A 17,839-nucleotide genomic window follows, 5' to 3' on the forward strand; every position below is an offset into this window, starting at 1 on the left:
CGGACTCACACTTCCCCGGACTCGCCGGGGCTCACCGGGATCCCGAAGTGGAACGCCGCCATCGCGCTAGCGGTGGTGGTGTCCCCCTGGACGACGGCGTCGGGCTTTTTCCGCGTGAAGATCGCGTCCAGGCCGGTGTACGTGCGGGTGAGCACCCCGTTGAGCATCTGCCGGGGCTGGATGATGTTCAGGTGATGGTCCGGCACGATGCGGAAGAGATCGCTGGCCTGCAGCGCCTTGACGACCGGCGCCATCTTGATGGCTTCGGGACGAGTCCCACAGATGGGCATGATTCGATTCATGGCTTGTACCTGTCCCTTCGCGCGCATGGTGTCTGCCACACAGCCTAGCTTCCCGTGACGACATGGGACCGGTCTAACACCCAGGTATCGGGGTCCGGACCGATTCTGCCGATAAACTCAGGCCCCATGTCAGCAACGGAATCCGGACGATGCAGGAAAGGGGTTGATCGTGCGTTCAGTATCGACGCGTTCGCCGCGCGGCCGTGCCGCTGCGGCCCCCGCCGCTGAGGTTCAGACCCTGACCCGCGGCCTGCCTGAACGCAGGTTCCGCCCAGAGCTCCACGGGGTCCGCGGCCTGGCAATCCTGGGTGTGGTGCTGTTCCACCTTTTCGGAGCAGGCCGAGTCTCAGGCGGCATCGACATCTTCCTCGCAGTCTCGGGCTTCCTCTTCACCGGCATGCTGCTGCGCGAGTCCGCCGCCGGTGGCGGCCCCATCGACATCGGACGCTACCTCGCTCGCATCGCCCGAAGGCTGTTGCCTGCGGCGGCGATAGTCATCTCGATGACTCTGGCCGTGGGACTCTTCCTGTTCCCCAGCACCCGGCATGAGCAGCTCTGGGGTGAAGCCCGGGCGTCCTTGCTCTACTTCGAGAACATCGAACTTATCAACTCTCAGCTGGCCTATGGTGCCGCAGGGCCCGACACCAGCCCGTTCCAGCATTTCTGGTCGCTCAGCGTGCAGGGACAGTTCTACCTCGTCTGGCCGCTGGTCGCCATCACCGCGGTGCTCCTGGCCCAGAAGATCAAGAAGCCCGCTGCACACGTGATGATCGCCCTGGTCGGGCTGGTCATCGCGGCATCCTTCAGCTTCACGCTCTACATGCAGACGATGGACCAGGACCAGGCCTACCTCATGACGCGCACGCGCTTCTGGGAACTGGCCTTCGGCGGTCTCCTCGCGCTCGTCGCCTCCTCGATCGCTCTGCCTCCTCGAATCCGGTTCCTCGCAGGCTGGCTCGGGATCGGCCTGATCCTCACCTGCGGCTTCGTCCTCGACGGGGCCTCGCTGTTCCCGGGACCCTGGGCGCTGTGGCCGCTGGCTGGCCTCACACTGGTGATGCTCTCGGCCAACGGCGGGACCGGACCCCAGGAACCGAAGGCCAGCGCCTCGACGTTCCTCTCCAACCGCTTCTTCGCCTGGATCGGCAGCATCGCCTACGGGCTCTATCTGTGGCACTGGCCGCTCTTGATCTTCTACCTCCAGGTGCGAGACCAAGAGGCGATCGGCGTTCAGGGGGCCGTGGTCGTCTTCGCGGTCTCACTGCTGCTCGCCTGGGTGACCTACCGGTGGGTCGAGCAGCCCATGAGCAGAACGAAGATCCGCGAGAAGACGCAGCTCGCATCCGCCGCCGTTCTGCTGGGGGCAGCCGGAGTGGCCTCTTCGCTGATCCTCAACCAGCTGGCGCCTGTGATCCCAGAGGGCTATGCCATGTCTGGTGTCGACCGGAATGACTACCCCGGTGCCGCCGCCGTGGGCGGCGGGCAGCCTGTCGATGACAGCATCGACTTTTTCCCGGAACCGACCGAGCTGAGCGCAAGCCTCCCGATGCACATGTCCTGGGACTGTGAACAGACCTACTTGAGCGAACCCGGCTCCGACGAGGTCACGGTCTGCGAGGACCCTGATCCGCCCGCGGATCCACGGGCAACGGTCATGCTGACCGGAGGCTCCCACTCCGGTCACTGGTACAACGCACTCGCACTCCTTGCCGAAGAGCAGGACTGGGAACTCATCGTCGTCATCAAGTCTGGATGCAGGCTGCAGCACACAGACGAGGCCGATGGCGATGACGCTGACGATGACATCTATTGCGCGAGGTGGAACGCGAACCTGCCCGCCTTCATGGCGGAGCGTCAACCCGACGTGGTGATCTCCACCGGGACAGCCTTGTACGACAGCGGCAGTGAGGAGCACCTCACCCGGGGAGCGGAAGATCGTTGGAGCGAGATCGTACAGACCGGCGCAGAGCTGCTCCTGATCCGAGGAACAGCTCGTCCAGACGAGGACGTGCCCGACTGCCTGGCGTCCGGGGGGACTGCGGAGAGCTGCGGCGCTGAATACAGCATCTACGCCGAGCATGATCTCCTTGCACAGGCCACGCAGGATGCGTCGATCTATTCGATCGACATGACCGAGTACGTGTGCCCCGACGGCTCATGCCCGGCCGTCATCGGCAATGTCGCCGTCTACAGCGATAACAGCCATCTCAGCGCGCACTACGTGGAGACTCTCGCCCCGTACCTCGATGAAAAGATCAGGTCTGAGATGCCTCAGCTTTACCGCTGATTCCCAGGTCCGTCCCGGAGCCCTTGGAGATTCGGCGGTCGGGCACCCGGTCGCGCAGACGCACAAGGACCGACCGGACAGGCCCCGAGGGCCCCCTCAGCGACATCGGCGTGAGTGGTCGACGAAGGCGACACAGCGAACGCGTCGAACCTGAACGCACGATCAACCCCATTCTTGCACCGCCGAATTCCGATACGGACACGGTGCCAGAGATAACCCGGCAGGATCGGTCCGGACCCCGGTACCGGGGGGGGGTGGTTGAACCGGTCCCCTGTCGGAACGGGAAACTAGGCTGGGCGTCGAGCCAGGCGCGCAGATCGTGCTGGATGCGCTGGGCTCGGCGGGCAACCCGGGCCTGCAGGCCTAACGGCGCGAGCTGCCGGGAGATCTCGCTGATGGAGTCGGAGGGCAGCTCCTGGATGTCGAGCAGTCGGCACTTGGCGCCGTTGATCGTGTAGTCGCTGCCCCCGGCACGGAACATCGTCCGGGAGATCGTGACCTCGGAGTATTCGATCGGCAGCGCGCCGTCGGAATTGTCGATGGTCAGCGACACCGAGGCGCGTCCCAACGGCTGGCGCTCGGCGGTGCCGGCGAAGATGACGTCTTCCATGGTGCCCCCGCGCAGGGACTTGGCGCCCTGTTCGCCCATGACCCAGGCCAGCGCGTCGACCACATTGGACTTGCCCGACCCGTTGGGGCCGACCACGGCGGTGACCCCTGGTTCGAACTCGAAGGTGGTGGCCGAGGCGAAAGACTTGAATCCGCGAACGGTCAGGGTCTTCAGGTGCACGGGTGCGGACTCACACTTCCCCGGACTCGCCGGGGCTCGGGTGGAAGTCCTCGAGCCGGTCCCCGAGGCCGAACATCGCAGCAATCGCAGCCACGGTGCGCTGCGCGGCGTGGCCGTCGCCGTAGGGGTTCACCGCATTGGCCATCGCGGAGTAGGCCTCGGGGTTGTCGAAGAGCGCGGCGACCTCCTCGACCACGCGCTCCTCGGCAGTGCCGATGAGTCTCACCGTGCCGGCGTCGACGGCTTCGGGGCGTTCCGTGTTCTCGCGCATCACCAACACCGGCTTGCCCAGCGATGGAGCCTCCTCCTGCACGCCGCCGGAGTCGGTCAGCACCACGGTGGCCAGGTTCATCAGTCGAGTGAACTCGCCGTATGGCAGCGGCTCGGTGACGATCACGTTCTCGTGACCAGCCAGCGCGGGCAGGATCGCTTCGCGCACCACCGGGTTGCGATGCGCAGGGAGCACGATCAGCTTCTCCGGGTAACGGTTGGCCAGGCGTGCCAGCGCGCGGCCCACACCTTCCATGGCAGAGCCCTGGTTCTCCCGGCGGTGCGTGGTCACCAGGAGCACATCCCGGCCCGAGGCCGCGGCGTCTTCGAGCTGCGCGTCGGCGAAGGGCACGTGCTTTTGAGCGACCTCGAGCAGCGCGTCGATCACGGTGTTGCCCGTGACTACGATGTCCTCGGCTGGCAGCGCCTCGCGCAGCAGGTTGTCGCGGGACTGTGAGGTGGGGGCCAGGTGCAGCGCGGTGATCTGGCTGGTCATCTTGCGGTTCGCCTCTTCGGGGAACGGCGAGTAGAGGTTGAAGGAGCGCAGTCCGGCCTCGGCGTGGATCACCGGGATCCCGGAGTAGAACGCCGCCATCGCGCCGGCGGTGGTGGTGGTGGTGTCCCCCTGGACGACGACGGCGTCTGGCTTGTTCCGCGTGAAGATCGCGTCCAGGCCGGTGACCGTGCGGGTGAGCACCCCGTTGAGCGTCTGCCGGGGCTGGATGATGTTCAGGTCATGATCCGGCACAATGCCGAAGAGCTCGTTGACCTGGTCCAGCATTTCGCGGTGCTGCCCGGTCACGGTGACCTCGCACTCGAAGAGCTCGCTGGCCTGCAGTGCCTTGACGATCGGGGCCATCTTGATGGCTTCGGGACGAGTCCCATAGATGGGCATGATTCGCTTCATAGCGTAGGTTCCTCTTTCGCTGGTGCCGCCCAGGGTGCGACGAATTCTGCGCCTGATGGCGTGCAACAGGGCGCGCCAATTACACATCGACGAAAACAGCCTATCTGGATGACTCGTGACAGTGACGGAGACTCCCCCGCCCAGTGGCGGCCTAGAATAGGTCCGGACCGAATCCAACCTGGACCGACGAGGAGATTCATGGCGATGGGCAGCGCAGGGGACCCGACCTCGTTGGCGGAGCAGGGGAGGCGCTCTGAGCGTCGCCGACACGCCGAACGGTTTCGTGATCCGAGGGATCCCAGTCGCCGTCTCATCGCCCGATTCGCGTCGATTGACTGGAACGCGCCGCAGGAGTACTCGACCTTCAAGTCGAACAACATCCTATTGATCGATGCAGCCAAGAAGGGCAAGGCTGTCAGCCGCGAGGTCCACAACGGCTATCGCACTTTCACCCGGAACGGCCGCGTCATCGGAGGGTTCTACCAGCTCACCACCTCACTGACGAGTGACCTGGCAAAAACTGTCGTGCGATCAAGGCCGCTGGTCAAAGACTGCCTGGAATCGGCAGGTGTCCCGACGTCGATCGGGCGTGGATTCGCCGTGGGAGACCTGCAAGGAGCGTGTGACTACATGCACGATCTGGGCGGCTCGGTCACAGTCAAACCCGAGGCGGGCAGACGAGGCGACGGGATCTCCACAGGTGTCGCGAGCGACCAGGAATTGACGCATGCCTGGAACTTCGCCCAGCCGCAGGAAAAGACTCCGCTGTGGCGCGCCAAGAACATCCTTGTCGAGCAGTTCGTCCCTGGAGTTGATATTCGGGTCTACATCGTCGGGGAAGCGGTGGTCGGCGCCCTGGCACGGCTTCCTCTCTTCATCGTCGGCGACGGACGCTCGAATGTCGCGACTCTTACCCGGGCGGCCGTTGCCGCCCGCAGTCGGAATGCTTTCCTGGCCGAGACCCCACCAGACATCAGCGCTGATGCGCTGTACGACCTGGATCTCGACCCACTGGAGACCCTTCCCGTAGGCGAACTGCGAGATGTCAGTGGGACGTCGAACCCCAAGGCGGGAGGCGTCACGCTCGACGTCACAGAGAATCTCAGCGACCCGCTCCGTCGGCTGGCAGTAGATGCGCTATGGGCGATTCCGGGGCTTCCTGCTGGAGGCGTGGATCTTCGAGTGAGCGATCTGAGCCAGACCGCAACGGCAGTCGTCACCGATGTCACCGACAGCGCGGACATGTCTCTGCACCGTTACCCTGCGTTCGGCACCTGGCGCTCTCCCGCACCCTCTGTCGTCGCGCAGATGCTGGCGGAATCCGCCGCGTGAGGTTACTCACGCGTCTCGGTGTGCCGAAGACCTCTTCTCCCGCCCCGGCTGCCCGGATCGCCTAGAACGCCACTACCCGGCCCGAGCTGCACGGACTTCGCGGCCTGGCCATCCTCGACGTTGCCTTTTTCCACCTCTACGGTGCCAACAGGGTCTCCGGCGGGATCGACATCTTCCTGGCGATCTCGGGGTTTCTGTTCACCTCCATGTTGCGCAGGGAGGCAGTGGAGAGCGTGGGCACCATTCGCGCAGGGTGCTACCTTGCTCGACTGACACGTCGCCTCCCGCCCCGGCCCCATTTGTCATCGCCGCAACGGCCCTGACAGGACTCTCCCTGATTCCAGAGACTCGGCACGGACAACTCCTGTCCGAAGCACGGGCCTCGCTGCTGTACTTCGAGAATCTCGAGCTCATCACCTCGCAGCTTGGATATGACGCTGCCGGAACAGATTCGAGCCCATTCCAGCATTTCCGGTCCCTCTCGGTGCAGGGACAGTTCTACTTGGTGTGGCCGCTGGTGGCGCTGATCGTATCTACCGGGTTCGTATTCAATGGCGCGGAGATATTCCCGGGACCCTGGGCTTTGTGGCCTCTGCTCGGACTCGCACTGGTGCTCGCGGCCGCCGGACCGCCCGGGTGTGCGGCTGATGCGCCCGCGAGCGCCACCCGGATTCTTTCATGTCAACCATTCACCTGGGTCGGTGATCACGCCTACGCCCTCTACCTGCGGCACTGGCCCCTGCTGGTCTTCTTCTCGGAACTCAACGACGAAACCGCGCTGGACGCATCCGGCACACCCGATCACGCTGGAGCACGGTCAGGTACCCTCGATCGCCGATCTCGACCCTGATAGCTACCCAGGGGCGCTGGCCACTCTCAGCGGGGTGGAGACACCCAGCGAAGTGGACGTCGTGCCCGATCCGGAGACCTTGAGCCTGACCCGCCCAGTCTATTGCGGGTGGGGATGCCGACGAGAGAACAACGACGGTGCTGGCGAGGAGGTGTTGATCTGTGAGGACCCGGACCGATCCACCGGTCCCGACCCCACCGAACCTGAACAAAACGACTGCCATGAATGGAACCTGGGACTACTGGACCTCATCAAGTCGCGGCAGCCGGATCTGCTGTTTTCGGCCGGAACCCTGATCCCCAATGATGATTCGACAGAGAACATCCAGACCGGCGCTCCTGAGCAATGGAGCCGCATCATGGACCGGGGGACTGAACTGCTGCCGACGCGCGGGACCCCGCGGGGTGAGAACTCGGTGGCGGACTGTCGGGCCGAGGTGGGGGTGACGCTCAGAGCTGTGGCATGGATCCGGTTAGCTACCAAGAGAAGAACCCGCTGACCGATCCCGAATTGCCAGGAGGCAATACACTCCGTGGACCTGACCGCGCACTTGTGCGGGGCAGAGGTCTGCCGGCTGTGATCGGAAACATCGCTGTCTACTATGATCATAGCCACCTCTCGAATCATTACGTGGAATCCATGGTTCCGTTCTTCGACGCTGAGCTCCGGGACGCGATGCCCACCTCTTCTGATCTGCCTGCGAGCTTCCACGGACCCACGGCACGTGTCCGATACCCTGGTTCTCGATGCCTCGATTGATTTCCGCCCTAGACACCGCTGCCTCCGGAGCCGTTGAGCCCGCGGCAAGGGCCCTTCCTCAACGACTCCATCGGCCTGAGCTGCACGGTCTGCGCGGACTCGCCATCGCAGGCGTCGTCCTGTTCCACCTGTTCGGTGCCGGCAGGGTCTCCGGGGGCATCGACATCTTCCTCGCCATCTCCGGCTTCCTCTTCACCGCGATGCTTCTGCGTGAGGCAGGTTCAACGGGGAAGATCGACTTCCTGCGATACTTCGTGAGACTGGCGAAGCGGATCTTGGCTCCCGCGGCCCTGGTCATCGCGGTCACCACGTTTGCGGGTCTGCTCCTGCTCCCGCTCACCCGACATGCCCAGCTCATCGCCGAGGCGCGTGCTTCGCTGCTCTACTTCGAGAACTTCGAGCTGATCCGCTCGCAGCTCTCCTACGAGGCCGCCGGTGCCGAGACGAGTCCCTTCCAGCACTTCTGGTCCCTCTCCGTCCAGGGGCAGTTCTATCTGATCTGGCCAGCGGTGGCGCTGCTCGCCGTCTGGCTGGCCCGTCGATCCCGGTTCTCCCCCACCGTCACGATGGCGACGCTCATCGTGCTGCTGATGATCGCTTCCTTCGCAGCTGCGCTGGTCATGCAGCAGCAGAACCAGGCAGAGGCGTATCTGCTGACCCAGACGCGCATCTGGGAGCTGGGCTTCGGCGGTCTCCTCGCCCTGCTCGGCGCCAGGTTCGTGCTCCCGCACGGGGCGCGCACGGCCGCTGGCTGGCTCGGGCTCGGCCTGGTCATCAGCTGCGGCTTCGTCCTGGACGGGGCGGCGCTCTTCCCCGGACCGTGGGCGCTCTGGCCATTGGCAGGCATGGCGCTGATCCTGGCCTCGGCGACTCCGCCGAGCTCCGGACAAAAGGATCCGCGGCGCACGGCCGCGGGCCTGCTCTCCACCGCTCCGTTCACCCGGCTGGGTGACATCGCCTACGGACTCTTCCTGTGGCACTGGCCGCTGCTCATCTTCACCCTCGATTTCCGCGGCGCCTCCGGACTGACGCTCACCGACTCGGTGTCCGTGCTCGCCCTCTCCCTGCTCCTGGGCTGGGTGACCCACCGTTTCGTCGAGCAGCCCCTGGCCCGCACGTCCAGCACCGAAAGCGGCCCAGGAGCGAGAAGAGCTGCCGGGAAGACGCTCGCGCTGGCCGCCAGCACGCTGATCGTGGGTGGACTCGGCGCCACGATCTACGTGCAGATGACCACCTCCCCGCAGCAGGACGGCCTCGCCATGGCGGGCGTGGACCGGATGCTCTATCCCGGAGCAGACATCATCGATACCGATCGCTCCGCGCGCGACGTCGAGTTCTACCCGGATCTCAGCGGCATCTCCCGTCGGGTGCCCGAGTACGCGCGGACCGACTGTCACCAGCCCACCGGAGATCAGCCTGGATCCGGTGAGGTGCTGGTCTGTGAGGATCCCGCACAGCCGGAGAACCCCTCCAAGACCATCATGCTCGCGGGCGGTTCCCACGCGGGTCACTGGCACAACGCGTGGATCATCCTTGCAGAGAAGCACAACTGGGAAGTGCTGGTCTCCACCAAGGGCGGGTGTGTGTTCCGCGGGCTCGACACCGAGGATCCGAACACCTGCGACGAGTGGCTCACCGGCTTCCCCGATGTGGTCGCCGACCGTCAGCCCGATCTTGTGGTGACCCCGGGCACCGCGATCCCCCGGGAGTCCGGGACCGAGAGCGTGCATGAGGGGGCCCCGGACCAGTGGGACGCGATCACGGGGGCCGGAACGGATCTGCTGCTCGTGCGGGGAACGCCTCGGCAGACGCAGAACGTCCCCGACTGTCTGGCCGACGGCGGAGACTCGATCGAATGCGCCCCGGAGTATGAGAAATACGCCGACGTCAACCCGCTGAATGAGCTGGACCTGCCCGAGAACACCTACAGCCTGGATCTCACCGAGCACTTCTGCCCCGCCCAGGAATGCTCGGCTGTGATCGGCAATATCCTGGTCTATCGGGACAGCCACCACCTGACCAATGAATATGTCGAGACCATGGTGCCGCATCTTGAGCGGGAGCTTCGGGAGTCCGTCCCTGGGTTGTTCTCTCCGCAGGCAAGCTGACCCGGTGGTGAGCGGCGACGCTGATAGACTCGCAGGCGCTCAGCCGGTCCCGCTCTTCGACTCCGCATAGGTGGTAGAACAAGGCAGGAGGACCGCGAGAACGAGACGGCACTCCTGCCCGATCGAGGTATCAGGAAGGAAACGACCATGGCCGCACCTGCTCTAGAGCGCGCCGGTGGACCCCAGGAGCCAGGCGAAGCTCGCAGGGTCGCTCAACTTGATGGCAGCAACCTCATCCGGGTCGGGGCCCGCCCGGGGCTCTTCCGCTACATCCGCGAGATCTGGTCCTTCCGCCACTTCCTGTACTACGACTCTCACTCCCGCGTCGCCTCGGCCAACAGCTATGACTCGCTGGGCCGGGTATGGATGATCCTGAATCCGATCCTCTTCGGCACGGCATACTTCTTCGTCTTCGGCCTGCTGCTGCAGACCGGTCGCGGCGTGGACAACTTCATCGGGTATCTGATCATCGGCGTGTTCACCTTCCGCTTCTTCACCACCGCGGTCTCCGGCGGGTCCAACGCAATCGCCGGGAACCAACGAGTGGTGCAGGCCTTCAACTTCCCTCGTGCCTGCCTGGTCATCTCCACCACGGTCCGCGAGCTCTTCTCCAGCATCCCGATGTTCTTCGTGATGGCCCTGCTCGTGCTGAGCATCGGAGACCTGCAGCTCGGGGACGCCGACGAGGTGCCGATCTCGCTGACCTGGCATTGGCTGCTGTTCTTCCCCTGCATCGCACTGGCGCTGATGGTGATGCTCGGCTGGTCCCTCGCGCTGGCACGAGCAGTCAATGCGCACAACGACGTCAAGCACTTGATCAGCTTCAGCACCAGGATCCTGTTCTACACCTCAGCGGTGTTCTTCTCCTCAGATCGATACTCTGACATGGGTGTTGACTGGCTGGACACGGTGATGGGCCTCAACCCGCTCTTCTGTGTCCTCGACATCATCCGTCATGCCTGGCTCTACGACGGGTTCGCTGATCCCGCCCGCTGGATCGTCCTGGGCTCCTGGGCAGCTGGTTCAATGCTTATCGGGTTCCTGATCTTCTGGCACGGTGAAGAGAGCTACGGGAAGGAACGATGAGCACCTCTACTCCCTATGTCCCGCGGCGCAACACCGACACCGAAGCTGACCTGATCGCTCAAGACCTCGCCATAGAACTGGACGATGATTCTGTCGGTCTGGCCGACGCCTGGGAGGATCATCCGTTCACCCAGCAGACCCCGGTGATCCAGACCGTGGATCCGAAGAATGTCTGCATGGTCGTCGACGACGCCTCCATGACCTACCGGGTGCGCTCATCCACGGGCAACAAGGGCTCCGGCGGTCGCATCGCTCGAGGCCTCAGACGGATCACCGGCGCCGGCTGGGCCGAGGTCCACGCCCTGTCGAATCTGAGCTTCATCGTCAACCGCGGTGAATCCGTCGGCGTGATCGGCACCAACGGGTCCGGCAAGTCCACGCTGATGAAGCTGCTCACCGGCAAGGTCCGCCCCACCAGCGGTGAGGTCTACGCCACGTCGACCCCGGTGATGCTCGGCGTCAACGCCGCACTGGTCAAGGAGATCTCCGGCCGGGAGAACATCCGGCTCGGCTGCCTGGCCATGGGGCTCTCGCCGGAGCAGACTGCGGCGAAATACGATCAGATCGTGGAGATCTCGGGGCTCTCTGATGCCCTGGAGATGCCGCTGAAGACCTACTCCTCAGGCATGTCCTCGCGGCTGCAGTTCGCCATCGCCACCTCCGTCGACCCGGACATCCTGCTGATCGATGAGGCGCTGAACACCGGTGACGCCCAGTTCCGCGCACGCACCAAGGAGCGCCTGGATGAAGTGCGCGCCAATGCCGGCGCCGTCTTCCTGGTCTCACACTCGCTGGGCACCATCAAGCAGATGTGCACCCGGGTGATCTGGATCGAACAGGGCGAGATGCTCGCCGACGGCGACCCGCAGTGGGTGTGCGAGCAGTACGAGGAGTACACCTCGCACAAGTCGAACGGTCGGATGCGCGCGGCCAAGGTGGTCTACGAACGCACCCGGCTGCGGCTGGATCCGATCAAGGTCGACTTCACCTCCGGCTCCCGGCCGAAGAAGGCCGGCGGCAGCCGGAGCCGCTGAGCGAACATGACGGCGGCCCCGGGAGAGTCATCCACCGGAGCCGCCGTCCTGTTCAGGCTTTCAGCTGAGCTGAGGAGCCGAGCGGTCTCAGCTGAACCAGATGCCGATCTCGCGCTCGGCGGACTCCACCGAGTCGGAGCCGTGGACCAGGTTCTTCTGCACCTTCTCGCCCCAGTCCCGGCCGAGGTCTCCGCGGATCGTGCCCGGAGCCGCCGTCGTCGGCTCGGTGGTGCCGGCAAGGGAGCGGAAGCCTTCGATGACGCGCTCACCCTCCACGACCGCGGCGACCACCGGGCCGGAGAGCATGAAGTCCACGAGCGGCTGGTAGAAGGGCTTGCCCTCGTGCTCGGCGTAGTGCTGCGCCAGCTGCTCGGTGCTGGCGCTGAGCTGCTGCAGCGCGGTGACGCGGTAGCCCTTGGCCTCCACCCGACGCAGGATCTCACCGGTCAGACCTCGCTCAACACCGTCGGGCTTGACCAGGATCAGGGTACGTTCAGTCATTCTTGTGCTCCTCACTTGTCGGGTTCTCTGCCAGGGCCTCTTCGGCCCGGAATCTGTCGAGCTTCTCGTCGTCGAGCTGATCGCCCTTGTTCAGCGCGTACCACCAGCAGGCCATGAAGGCCACGCCGGGGATCGCTGCCAGTGGCACGATCAGGCCTTCGCTGGTCACCAGCGCCACCGCGATGAAGCCGAAGAGCATCACGAACTGCAGCACCCAGCCGAACACATAGCCGCCTCGGCGCTGCAGGATGGCGCAGGTGAAGATCAGGACCACCGCCAGGGCCAGCGAGCCGCCCAGCAGCCACCAGGCGTACCACTCGTTCTGGTTCAACCCCCAGGCCATGAGGCTGAAGAAGAACATCAGCACTGCCTCCAGGCACAGCACGGTGGAGGCGAACAGCGTCTTCACCGATCGTGGTGCCTTGACCTGTCCGGGGCGCCATTCGCGCTGTGCGCGGGTCTGCTTGGGCATCCTCTGCTCCTGCCTCGTGCTGGGTGCTGGTTCTTGCGGGGTTCTCTGAACTGGTTCTGGTTCGCCGCTCGACTCGGGGTCTTGACTCATGTTCCCTCGGGTGCGCCCAGCAGCGTGCGGGCCTCACCCACCAGGGTGATCGATCCGGTGATCAGCACGCCGCCGATCAGGCCCGGGTCGGCCTCGTCGGCGCGCCCCACCGCCCAGTCGATCGCGTCGTCGAGGCGTTCGGTGACGTAGATGTCCTGCTCGGCGTAGCCGACCTCGAGCGCGAGTGTTCCGAGCTGTCCTGCGGGAATGGCCCGCGGGGAGGTGGACTGGGTGAAGCAGATGTCCTCGACCAGACCCTCATACTCCTTGTACAGCGCGGTGAGCATCTCGCGGGCGTCCTTGTCCTGCAGGATCCCGACCACGAGCACCAGTCGGGAGAGCCCGAAGCTCTCCTTGAGCGCCTGCGCGCTGGCGGTGATCCCGGCGGGGTTGTGCGCGGCGTCGACGACGATGCTCGGGCCGGTGCGCAGGGTCTCGAGTCGTCCGGGGGCGCTGATGTTCTCCGCGGCCAGGCGCAGGTTCTCGATGTTGAGCTCGTGGTCTCCCCCGCCGATGAACGCCTCCAGAGCGGCTACCGCCACGGCGAAGTTCTGCGCCTGGTGCGCCCCGTGCAGGGGCAGCAGGATGTCCGGGTAGCGTCCGGCCAGGCCGGAGACGGTCAGCTGCTGACCCCCTACCCCAGGCACCCGGGATTCGACGCCGAACTCCACGCCTTCGAAGCGGTATGGCACATTCTTGGCCCGCGCCTCGGCGAGCAGCACATCGGCCGCGGCCGGGACCTGGGCGGCGGAGATCAGGAACCCGTCGGACTTGATGATGCCGGACTTTTCCAGGGCGATGTCGCGCTCGTCGTCGCCGAGCAGGTCGGTGTGGTCCAGGCTGATCGGGGTGACCACGCTGACAGATCCGTCGGCCACATTGGTGGCGTCGGTGATGCCGCCGAGGCCGACCTCGAGCACCATGACATCCACCGGGGCGTCGGCGAAGACCGCGAACGCCAGGATGGTGACACATTCGAAGTAGGTCAGCGGGACCTCGCCGCGGTCGGCCAGCTTCGCGTCGACCAGGCTTATGAAGGGGCGCACCTCGTCCCAGATCCGCACGAAGGTGCCGTCGTCGACCGGCTGGCCGTCGAGGCAGATCCGTTCGGTCACCGAGGTCAGGTGCGGGGAGGTGTAGCGCCCGACGCGCAGATCGTGGGCCAGCAGGCCGGCCTCGATCATCCGGGCGGTGGAGGTCTTGCCGTTGGTGCCGGTGATGTGGATGACCGGCGCGGTCCGGTTCGGCTCCCCCAGCAGGTCCATGGCCTCGACCATGGGCTGCATCCGCGGTTCCATCTTGTTCTCCGGTGCGCGCGAGAGCAGCTCCGCGTAGACGCTGGCCACTGAGAACTGATCAAGGTCTTCGCTCATGCTCGAGCTCCTTCGACGACGGACACATGGATGCTCGGTTCGGCTGAACTCTCGCAGGCGACCGGGTGCAGATCCACCGTGAGGGTCTCCTCGCTGACGAGCTGACGGTGGGCTTCCAGCGCCGCGACGATGGCCGGGGACGCCGTGACCGTGGTCTCGATCCGGTCTGAGACCTGCAGGTCGGCGTCCTTGCGGGCCTGCTGGATGCTGCGGATCAGGTCCCGGGCGGTGCCCTCGGCAATCAGCTCCTCGCTGAGCTCCGTGTCCAGCACCAGGAAGCCGCCCGTACCGTCCAGGACCGTGACGGCCTTCTCGCCGAGCTCTTCGGAGACCGTGGTGCTCAAAGTGTACTCACCATCGAAGAGCTCCAACCCTCCAGCGGTCACCACGCCGGCCTCGACCGACCAGTCACCGGACTTCGCGCCCTTGATGGCCTGCTGGACCTGCTTGCCCAGTCGGGGGCCGACGACGCGGGCGTTGACCACCAGCTGCTGTCCGATGCCGAAGTCCGCCGCATCGGTCTGCGCGGCGTCGAGCAGCTGGACCTGTTTGAGGTTCAGCTCATCGGCGATGATCTGCTGGTAGGTGCCTTCCAGCGCCTGAGCCTGCGGCACGGCCACGGAGAGCTTGGCCAGCGGCTGGCGGACCCGGAGATTCGCCTGCTTGCGCAGCGAGGACCCGGCGGAGCTGACCAGACGGGTGAGCTCCATCAGCTCCACGGCACGCTCGTCGCGCAGATAGTCCTCAGGGTCTGGCCAGTCGGCCAGGTGCACCGAGCGCTTCCCGGTCAGGCCGCGCCAGATCTCCTCGCTGATCAGCGGCAGCAACGGTGCCGAGACCCGGGCGAAGGTCTCCAGCACCGTGTAGAGCACGTCGTAGGCGGCGAAGTCCTCGGCGTAGAAGCGGGCCCGAGACCGGCGGATGTACCAGTTGGTCAGCGTGTCGGAGAACCGGCGCAGCGACTCACACGCGGCGGAGACGTCGTAGGCGTCGAGCGAGGAGGTGACCTCGCGGACCAGATCACCGGTGGCGGCGAGGATGTAGCGGTCCAGCGGGCTGGCGACGTCGTCGGCCCCCACGGACTTGGCCTGGTAGCCGGCGCCCTGGTTGGCGGTGTTGGCGTAGAGCCCGAAGAAGTGCCAGGCGTTCCACATCGGCAGCAGCACCTGGCGGACGCTCTCACGGATGCCCTCCTCGGTGACCACCAGGTTGCCGCCGCGCAGGATCGGCGAGGACATCAGGAACCAGCGCATCGCGTCGGAGCCGTCGCGGTCCAGGACCTCGGAGACGTCCGGGTAGTTCTGCAGCGACTTCGACATCTTCTGGCCGTCGGAGCCCAGCACGATCCCGTGGCTGATCACGTTGGTGAAGGCCGGGCGGTCGAAGAGCGCGGTGGCCAGGACGTGCATGGTGTAGAACCAGCCGCGGGTCTGCCCGATGTACTCCACGATGAAGTCCGCCGGGTGGTGATCGGCGAACCACTGCGCGTTCTCGAAGGGGTAGTGGACCTGGGCGAACTGCATCGACCCGGAGTCGAACCAGACGTCCAGGACGTCCTCGACCCGGCGCATCGTGGAGGCGCCCGTGGGGTCGTCGGGGTTCGGGCGGGTCAGCGCATCGATCCAGGGCCGGTGCAGGTCGGGCTCCCCCTCGGCGTTGCGCGGGTAGTCGCCGAAGGCCTCCTTGAGCTCCTCCAGCGAGCCGTAGACCTCGGTCCGCGGGTGCTCCGGATCGTCCGAGACCCAGACCGGCAGCGGGCTGCCCCAGTAGCGGTTGCGGGAGATCGACCAGTCGCGGGCGTTCTCCAGCCATTTGCCGAACTGGCCGTGCTTGACGTTGCCTGGGATCCAGTTGATCTGCTCGTTGAGCTCGAGCATCCGCTCCTTGACCTGGGTGACAGCCACGTACCAGGAGGTCACCGCCTTGTAGATCAGCGGGGTGCGGCAGCGCCAGCAGTGCGGGTAGGAGTGCACATAGGATGCCTCACGAACCAGTCGCCCGGAGGTCTTGAGCTCGTTGATGATGGTGCGGTTGGCCTCGAATACCTGGACCCCGGCGATCTCGGCCAGCGGGGTCTTGCCCGTGGGGGTGGGCTGGGCGAACATCGGCAGGAACCGGGCGCCCTCGTCCACGGAGAGGATCACCGGGATCCCGGCCTCCTCGGAGGAGCGCTGGTCCTCTTCACCGTAGGCCGAGGCCTGGTGGACCAGCCCGGTACCGTCGGTGGTGGTCACGTAGTCCTCCACCAGCACCCGGAAGGCGTGCTCGGTGCCCCAGGTCTCGGTGTCGGTGTAGTAGTCCCACAGCGGCGCGTACTCGAGCCCGGCCAGCTCGGTGCCCTGGTAGCGGGCGACGACGGCGGCGGCGGCCGCCTCGGCCGCGGTGGCAGGCACCGCTTCGGTGGCTTGCACGTCGGTGGCTTGCACGTCGGTGGCTTGCACGTCGGTGGCTTCAGCGTCGGTGAACCCCAGGTCCTTGGCGTAGGCGCCGAGCAGCTCGGCAGCGATCAGGTGCCGGCCGGGCAGCGCGGAATCTGCGGGTGCCTGGACGACGACGTAATCCACCTCAGGACCCACGGCGACGGAGAAGTTGGTGGGCAGGGTCCAGGGTGTGGTGGTCCAGGCCAACAGGTTGACCCCGGTGAGGGCGTCGCCGTGCGCGCCGCCTCCGGTGATCGGGAAAGCCACGGTGACCGAGGGGTCCTGGCGGTCCTTGTAGACGTCGTCGTCCATGCGCAGCTCGTGGTTGGACAGCGGGGTCTCGTCCTTCCAGCAGTACGGCAGCACTCGGAAGCCCTGGTAGGTCAGGCCCTTCTCGTGCAGCTGCTTGAAGGCCCAGATGACCGATTCCATGTAGTCCACGTTGAGCGTCTTGTAGTCATTCTCGAAGTCCACCCAACGGGCCTGGCGGTGCACATAGGATTCCCATTCGCCGGTGTACCTCAGCACCGAGGCACGGCAGGCGTCGTTGAACTTGTCCACGCCGAAGGCCTCGATCTCGGCCTTGTCGGTCATGCCGAGTTCCTTCATGGCGGTGAGCTCGGCGGGCAGCCCATGGGTGTCCCAGCCGAAGCGCCGCTCCACCCGGGAGCCGCGCTGGGTCTGGTAACGCGCCACGAGGTCTTTGACGTAGCCGGTGAGCAGATGACCGTAGTGCGGCAGACCGTTGGCGAAGGGCGGACCGTCGTAGAAGACGAACTCGTTGGCCTCACCGGAGGCGTCCTCGGTGGGCCGGTTGTCTATGGAGGCCTGGAAGGTGCCGTCCTTCTCCCACTGCGCCAGCACGCGCTCTTCGATCTTCGGGAAGCGCGGGGAGGCGGGGATCCGACGCGCGCCTGACTCGGCGGCTGATGCGCGGGGATACACGGGAGAGTTGTTCTCGGTCATGGAGGTCCGTCCTGCTGTGGTGCTGAGCGATGGTCTGACGCACTCACAAGGACGCCTGCCGGGCGCGGTACCACCTTGCTTGCCCCACGCCTGCCGTCCCTGCCCCGTGAAGGAGCTGAGGACGCGCCGTCGTCGGGCCTCTCCATGACTGCTGTGACGGGCTTACCCGTCCGGCTCTACTGAGGCGCCGCGGGGGTGATGCCGCGGGACCGGTTCTACCGGAAGCTCACCGGTGATGGCCGGGTCAAAGCTGCTGGTGTTCAGTCTACTGGGTCCGTGCCTGAGGGGCCAT

The 17,839-nt window shown here is 65.6% G+C and carries 11 protein-coding genes and 2 pseudogenes; 6 read left to right on the forward strand and 7 right to left on the reverse strand.

All coding sequences use genetic code 11. The features are described from left to right. Window positions 1–14: 14 nt before the first annotated feature. Window positions 15–302: pseudogene (locus LSI54_RS08160) on the reverse strand (UDP-N-acetylglucosamine 2-epimerase); the annotation flags it as partial. A 169-nt stretch (window positions 303–471) separates the two neighbouring features. On the opposite strand from LSI54_RS08160, the gene LSI54_RS08165 reads away from it, so the two are divergent. Further along, complete coding sequence (locus LSI54_RS08165; RefSeq protein WP_241478116.1) at window positions 472–2,589, forward strand: acyltransferase family protein; 2,118 nt, start codon at window positions 472–474, stop codon at window positions 2,587–2,589. 310 nt (window positions 2,590–2,899) lie between these two features. Here LSI54_RS08165 and LSI54_RS08170 read toward each other — a convergent pair. Next, window positions 2,900–3,379: pseudogene (locus tag LSI54_RS08170) on the reverse strand (AAA family ATPase); the annotation flags it as partial. Window positions 3,380–3,389: 10 nt separating this feature from the next. Beyond that, complete coding sequence (gene wecB, locus LSI54_RS08175; protein WP_241478117.1) at window positions 3,390–4,556, reverse strand: non-hydrolyzing UDP-N-acetylglucosamine 2-epimerase; 1,167 nt, start codon at window positions 4,554–4,556, stop codon at window positions 3,390–3,392. A gap of 198 nt (window positions 4,557–4,754) precedes the next feature. On the opposite strand from wecB, the gene LSI54_RS08180 reads away from it, so the two are divergent. From LSI54_RS08180 to LSI54_RS08200, 5 genes are all read left to right on the forward strand, one after another. Next, entirely contained in the window at window positions 4,755–5,888 is a 1,134-nt protein-coding gene (locus LSI54_RS08180) for a hypothetical protein (RefSeq protein WP_241478118.1), read from the forward strand. Window positions 5,889–6,772: 884 nt separating this feature from the next. After that, complete coding sequence (locus LSI54_RS08185) at window positions 6,773–7,237, forward strand: hypothetical protein (protein WP_241478119.1); 465 nt, start codon at window positions 6,773–6,775, stop codon at window positions 7,235–7,237. A 247-nt stretch (window positions 7,238–7,484) separates the two neighbouring features. Further along, complete coding sequence (locus tag LSI54_RS08190; protein WP_241478120.1) at window positions 7,485–9,605, forward strand: acyltransferase family protein; 2,121 nt, start codon at window positions 7,485–7,487, stop codon at window positions 9,603–9,605. Between the two features lie 147 nt (window positions 9,606–9,752). Continuing rightward, window positions 9,753–10,691, forward strand: coding sequence for an ABC transporter permease (locus tag LSI54_RS08195; RefSeq protein WP_241470969.1), 939 nt, complete (start codon window positions 9,753–9,755; stop codon window positions 10,689–10,691). Next, complete coding sequence (locus tag LSI54_RS08200) at window positions 10,688–11,725, forward strand: ABC transporter ATP-binding protein (protein WP_241470968.1); 1,038 nt, start codon at window positions 10,688–10,690, stop codon at window positions 11,723–11,725. The genes LSI54_RS08195 and LSI54_RS08200 overlap by 4 nt, the downstream gene beginning before the upstream one ends. 87 nt (window positions 11,726–11,812) lie before the next feature. Here the strand turns inward: LSI54_RS08200 and ndk are convergent, their stop codons facing one another. The 4 genes from ndk to ileS all read right to left on the reverse strand — a co-directional run bounded on the left by ndk (window position 11,813) and on the right by ileS (window position 17,547). Further along, a complete protein-coding gene (gene ndk / locus LSI54_RS08205) occupies window positions 11,813–12,226 on the reverse strand; it encodes a nucleoside-diphosphate kinase (RefSeq protein WP_241464956.1) in 414 nt (137 codons plus the stop codon). Beyond that, window positions 12,219–12,698: a DUF4233 domain-containing protein gene (locus LSI54_RS08210; protein ID WP_241470967.1), complete on the reverse strand. Its 480-nt coding sequence runs from the start codon at window positions 12,696–12,698 to the stop codon at window positions 12,219–12,221. The genes ndk and LSI54_RS08210 overlap by 8 nt, the downstream gene beginning before the upstream one ends. Before the next feature lie 86 nt (window positions 12,699–12,784). Beyond that, complete coding sequence (locus LSI54_RS08215; protein ID WP_241478121.1) at window positions 12,785–14,161, reverse strand: bifunctional folylpolyglutamate synthase/dihydrofolate synthase; 1,377 nt, start codon at window positions 14,159–14,161, stop codon at window positions 12,785–12,787. Continuing rightward, the gene (gene ileS, locus LSI54_RS08220; RefSeq protein ID WP_241478122.1) at window positions 14,158–17,547 is read right to left on the reverse strand and encodes an isoleucine--tRNA ligase; all 3,390 of its coding nucleotides are present in this window, start codon (window positions 17,545–17,547) and stop codon (window positions 14,158–14,160) included. Before ileS ends, LSI54_RS08215 begins: the two co-directional genes overlap by 4 nt. Between the last annotated feature and the right edge of the window lie 292 nt (window positions 17,548–17,839).

The organism is Nesterenkonia sp. AY15, assembly GCF_022565855.1.
In the GTDB taxonomy this organism is placed as follows: Bacteria; Actinomycetota; Actinomycetes; order Actinomycetales; family Micrococcaceae; genus Nesterenkonia.

Coding starts and splice junctions, on each gene's coding strand:
- ndk (WP_241464956.1), bottom strand. CDS start 12,226: ATGACTGAACGTACCCTGATCCTGGTCAAGCCCGACGGTGTTGAGCGA.
- ileS (WP_241478122.1), bottom strand. CDS start 17,547: ATGACCGAGAACAACTCTCCCGTGTATCCCCGCGCATCAGCCGCCGAG.
- LSI54_RS08190 (WP_241478120.1), top strand. CDS start 7,485: ATGCCTCGATTGATTTCCGCCCTAGACACCGCTGCCTCCGGAGCCGTT.
- LSI54_RS08210 (WP_241470967.1), bottom strand. CDS start 12,698: ATGCCCAAGCAGACCCGCGCACAGCGCGAATGGCGCCCCGGACAGGTC.
- LSI54_RS08180 (WP_241478118.1), top strand. CDS start 4,755: ATGGCGATGGGCAGCGCAGGGGACCCGACCTCGTTGGCGGAGCAGGGG.
- LSI54_RS08200 (WP_241470968.1), top strand. CDS start 10,688: ATGAGCACCTCTACTCCCTATGTCCCGCGGCGCAACACCGACACCGAA.
- LSI54_RS08215 (WP_241478121.1), bottom strand. CDS start 14,161: ATGAGCGAAGACCTTGATCAGTTCTCAGTGGCCAGCGTCTACGCGGAG.
- wecB (WP_241478117.1), bottom strand. CDS start 4,556: ATGAAGCGAATCATGCCCATCTATGGGACTCGTCCCGAAGCCATCAAG.
- LSI54_RS08195 (WP_241470969.1), top strand. CDS start 9,753: ATGGCCGCACCTGCTCTAGAGCGCGCCGGTGGACCCCAGGAGCCAGGC.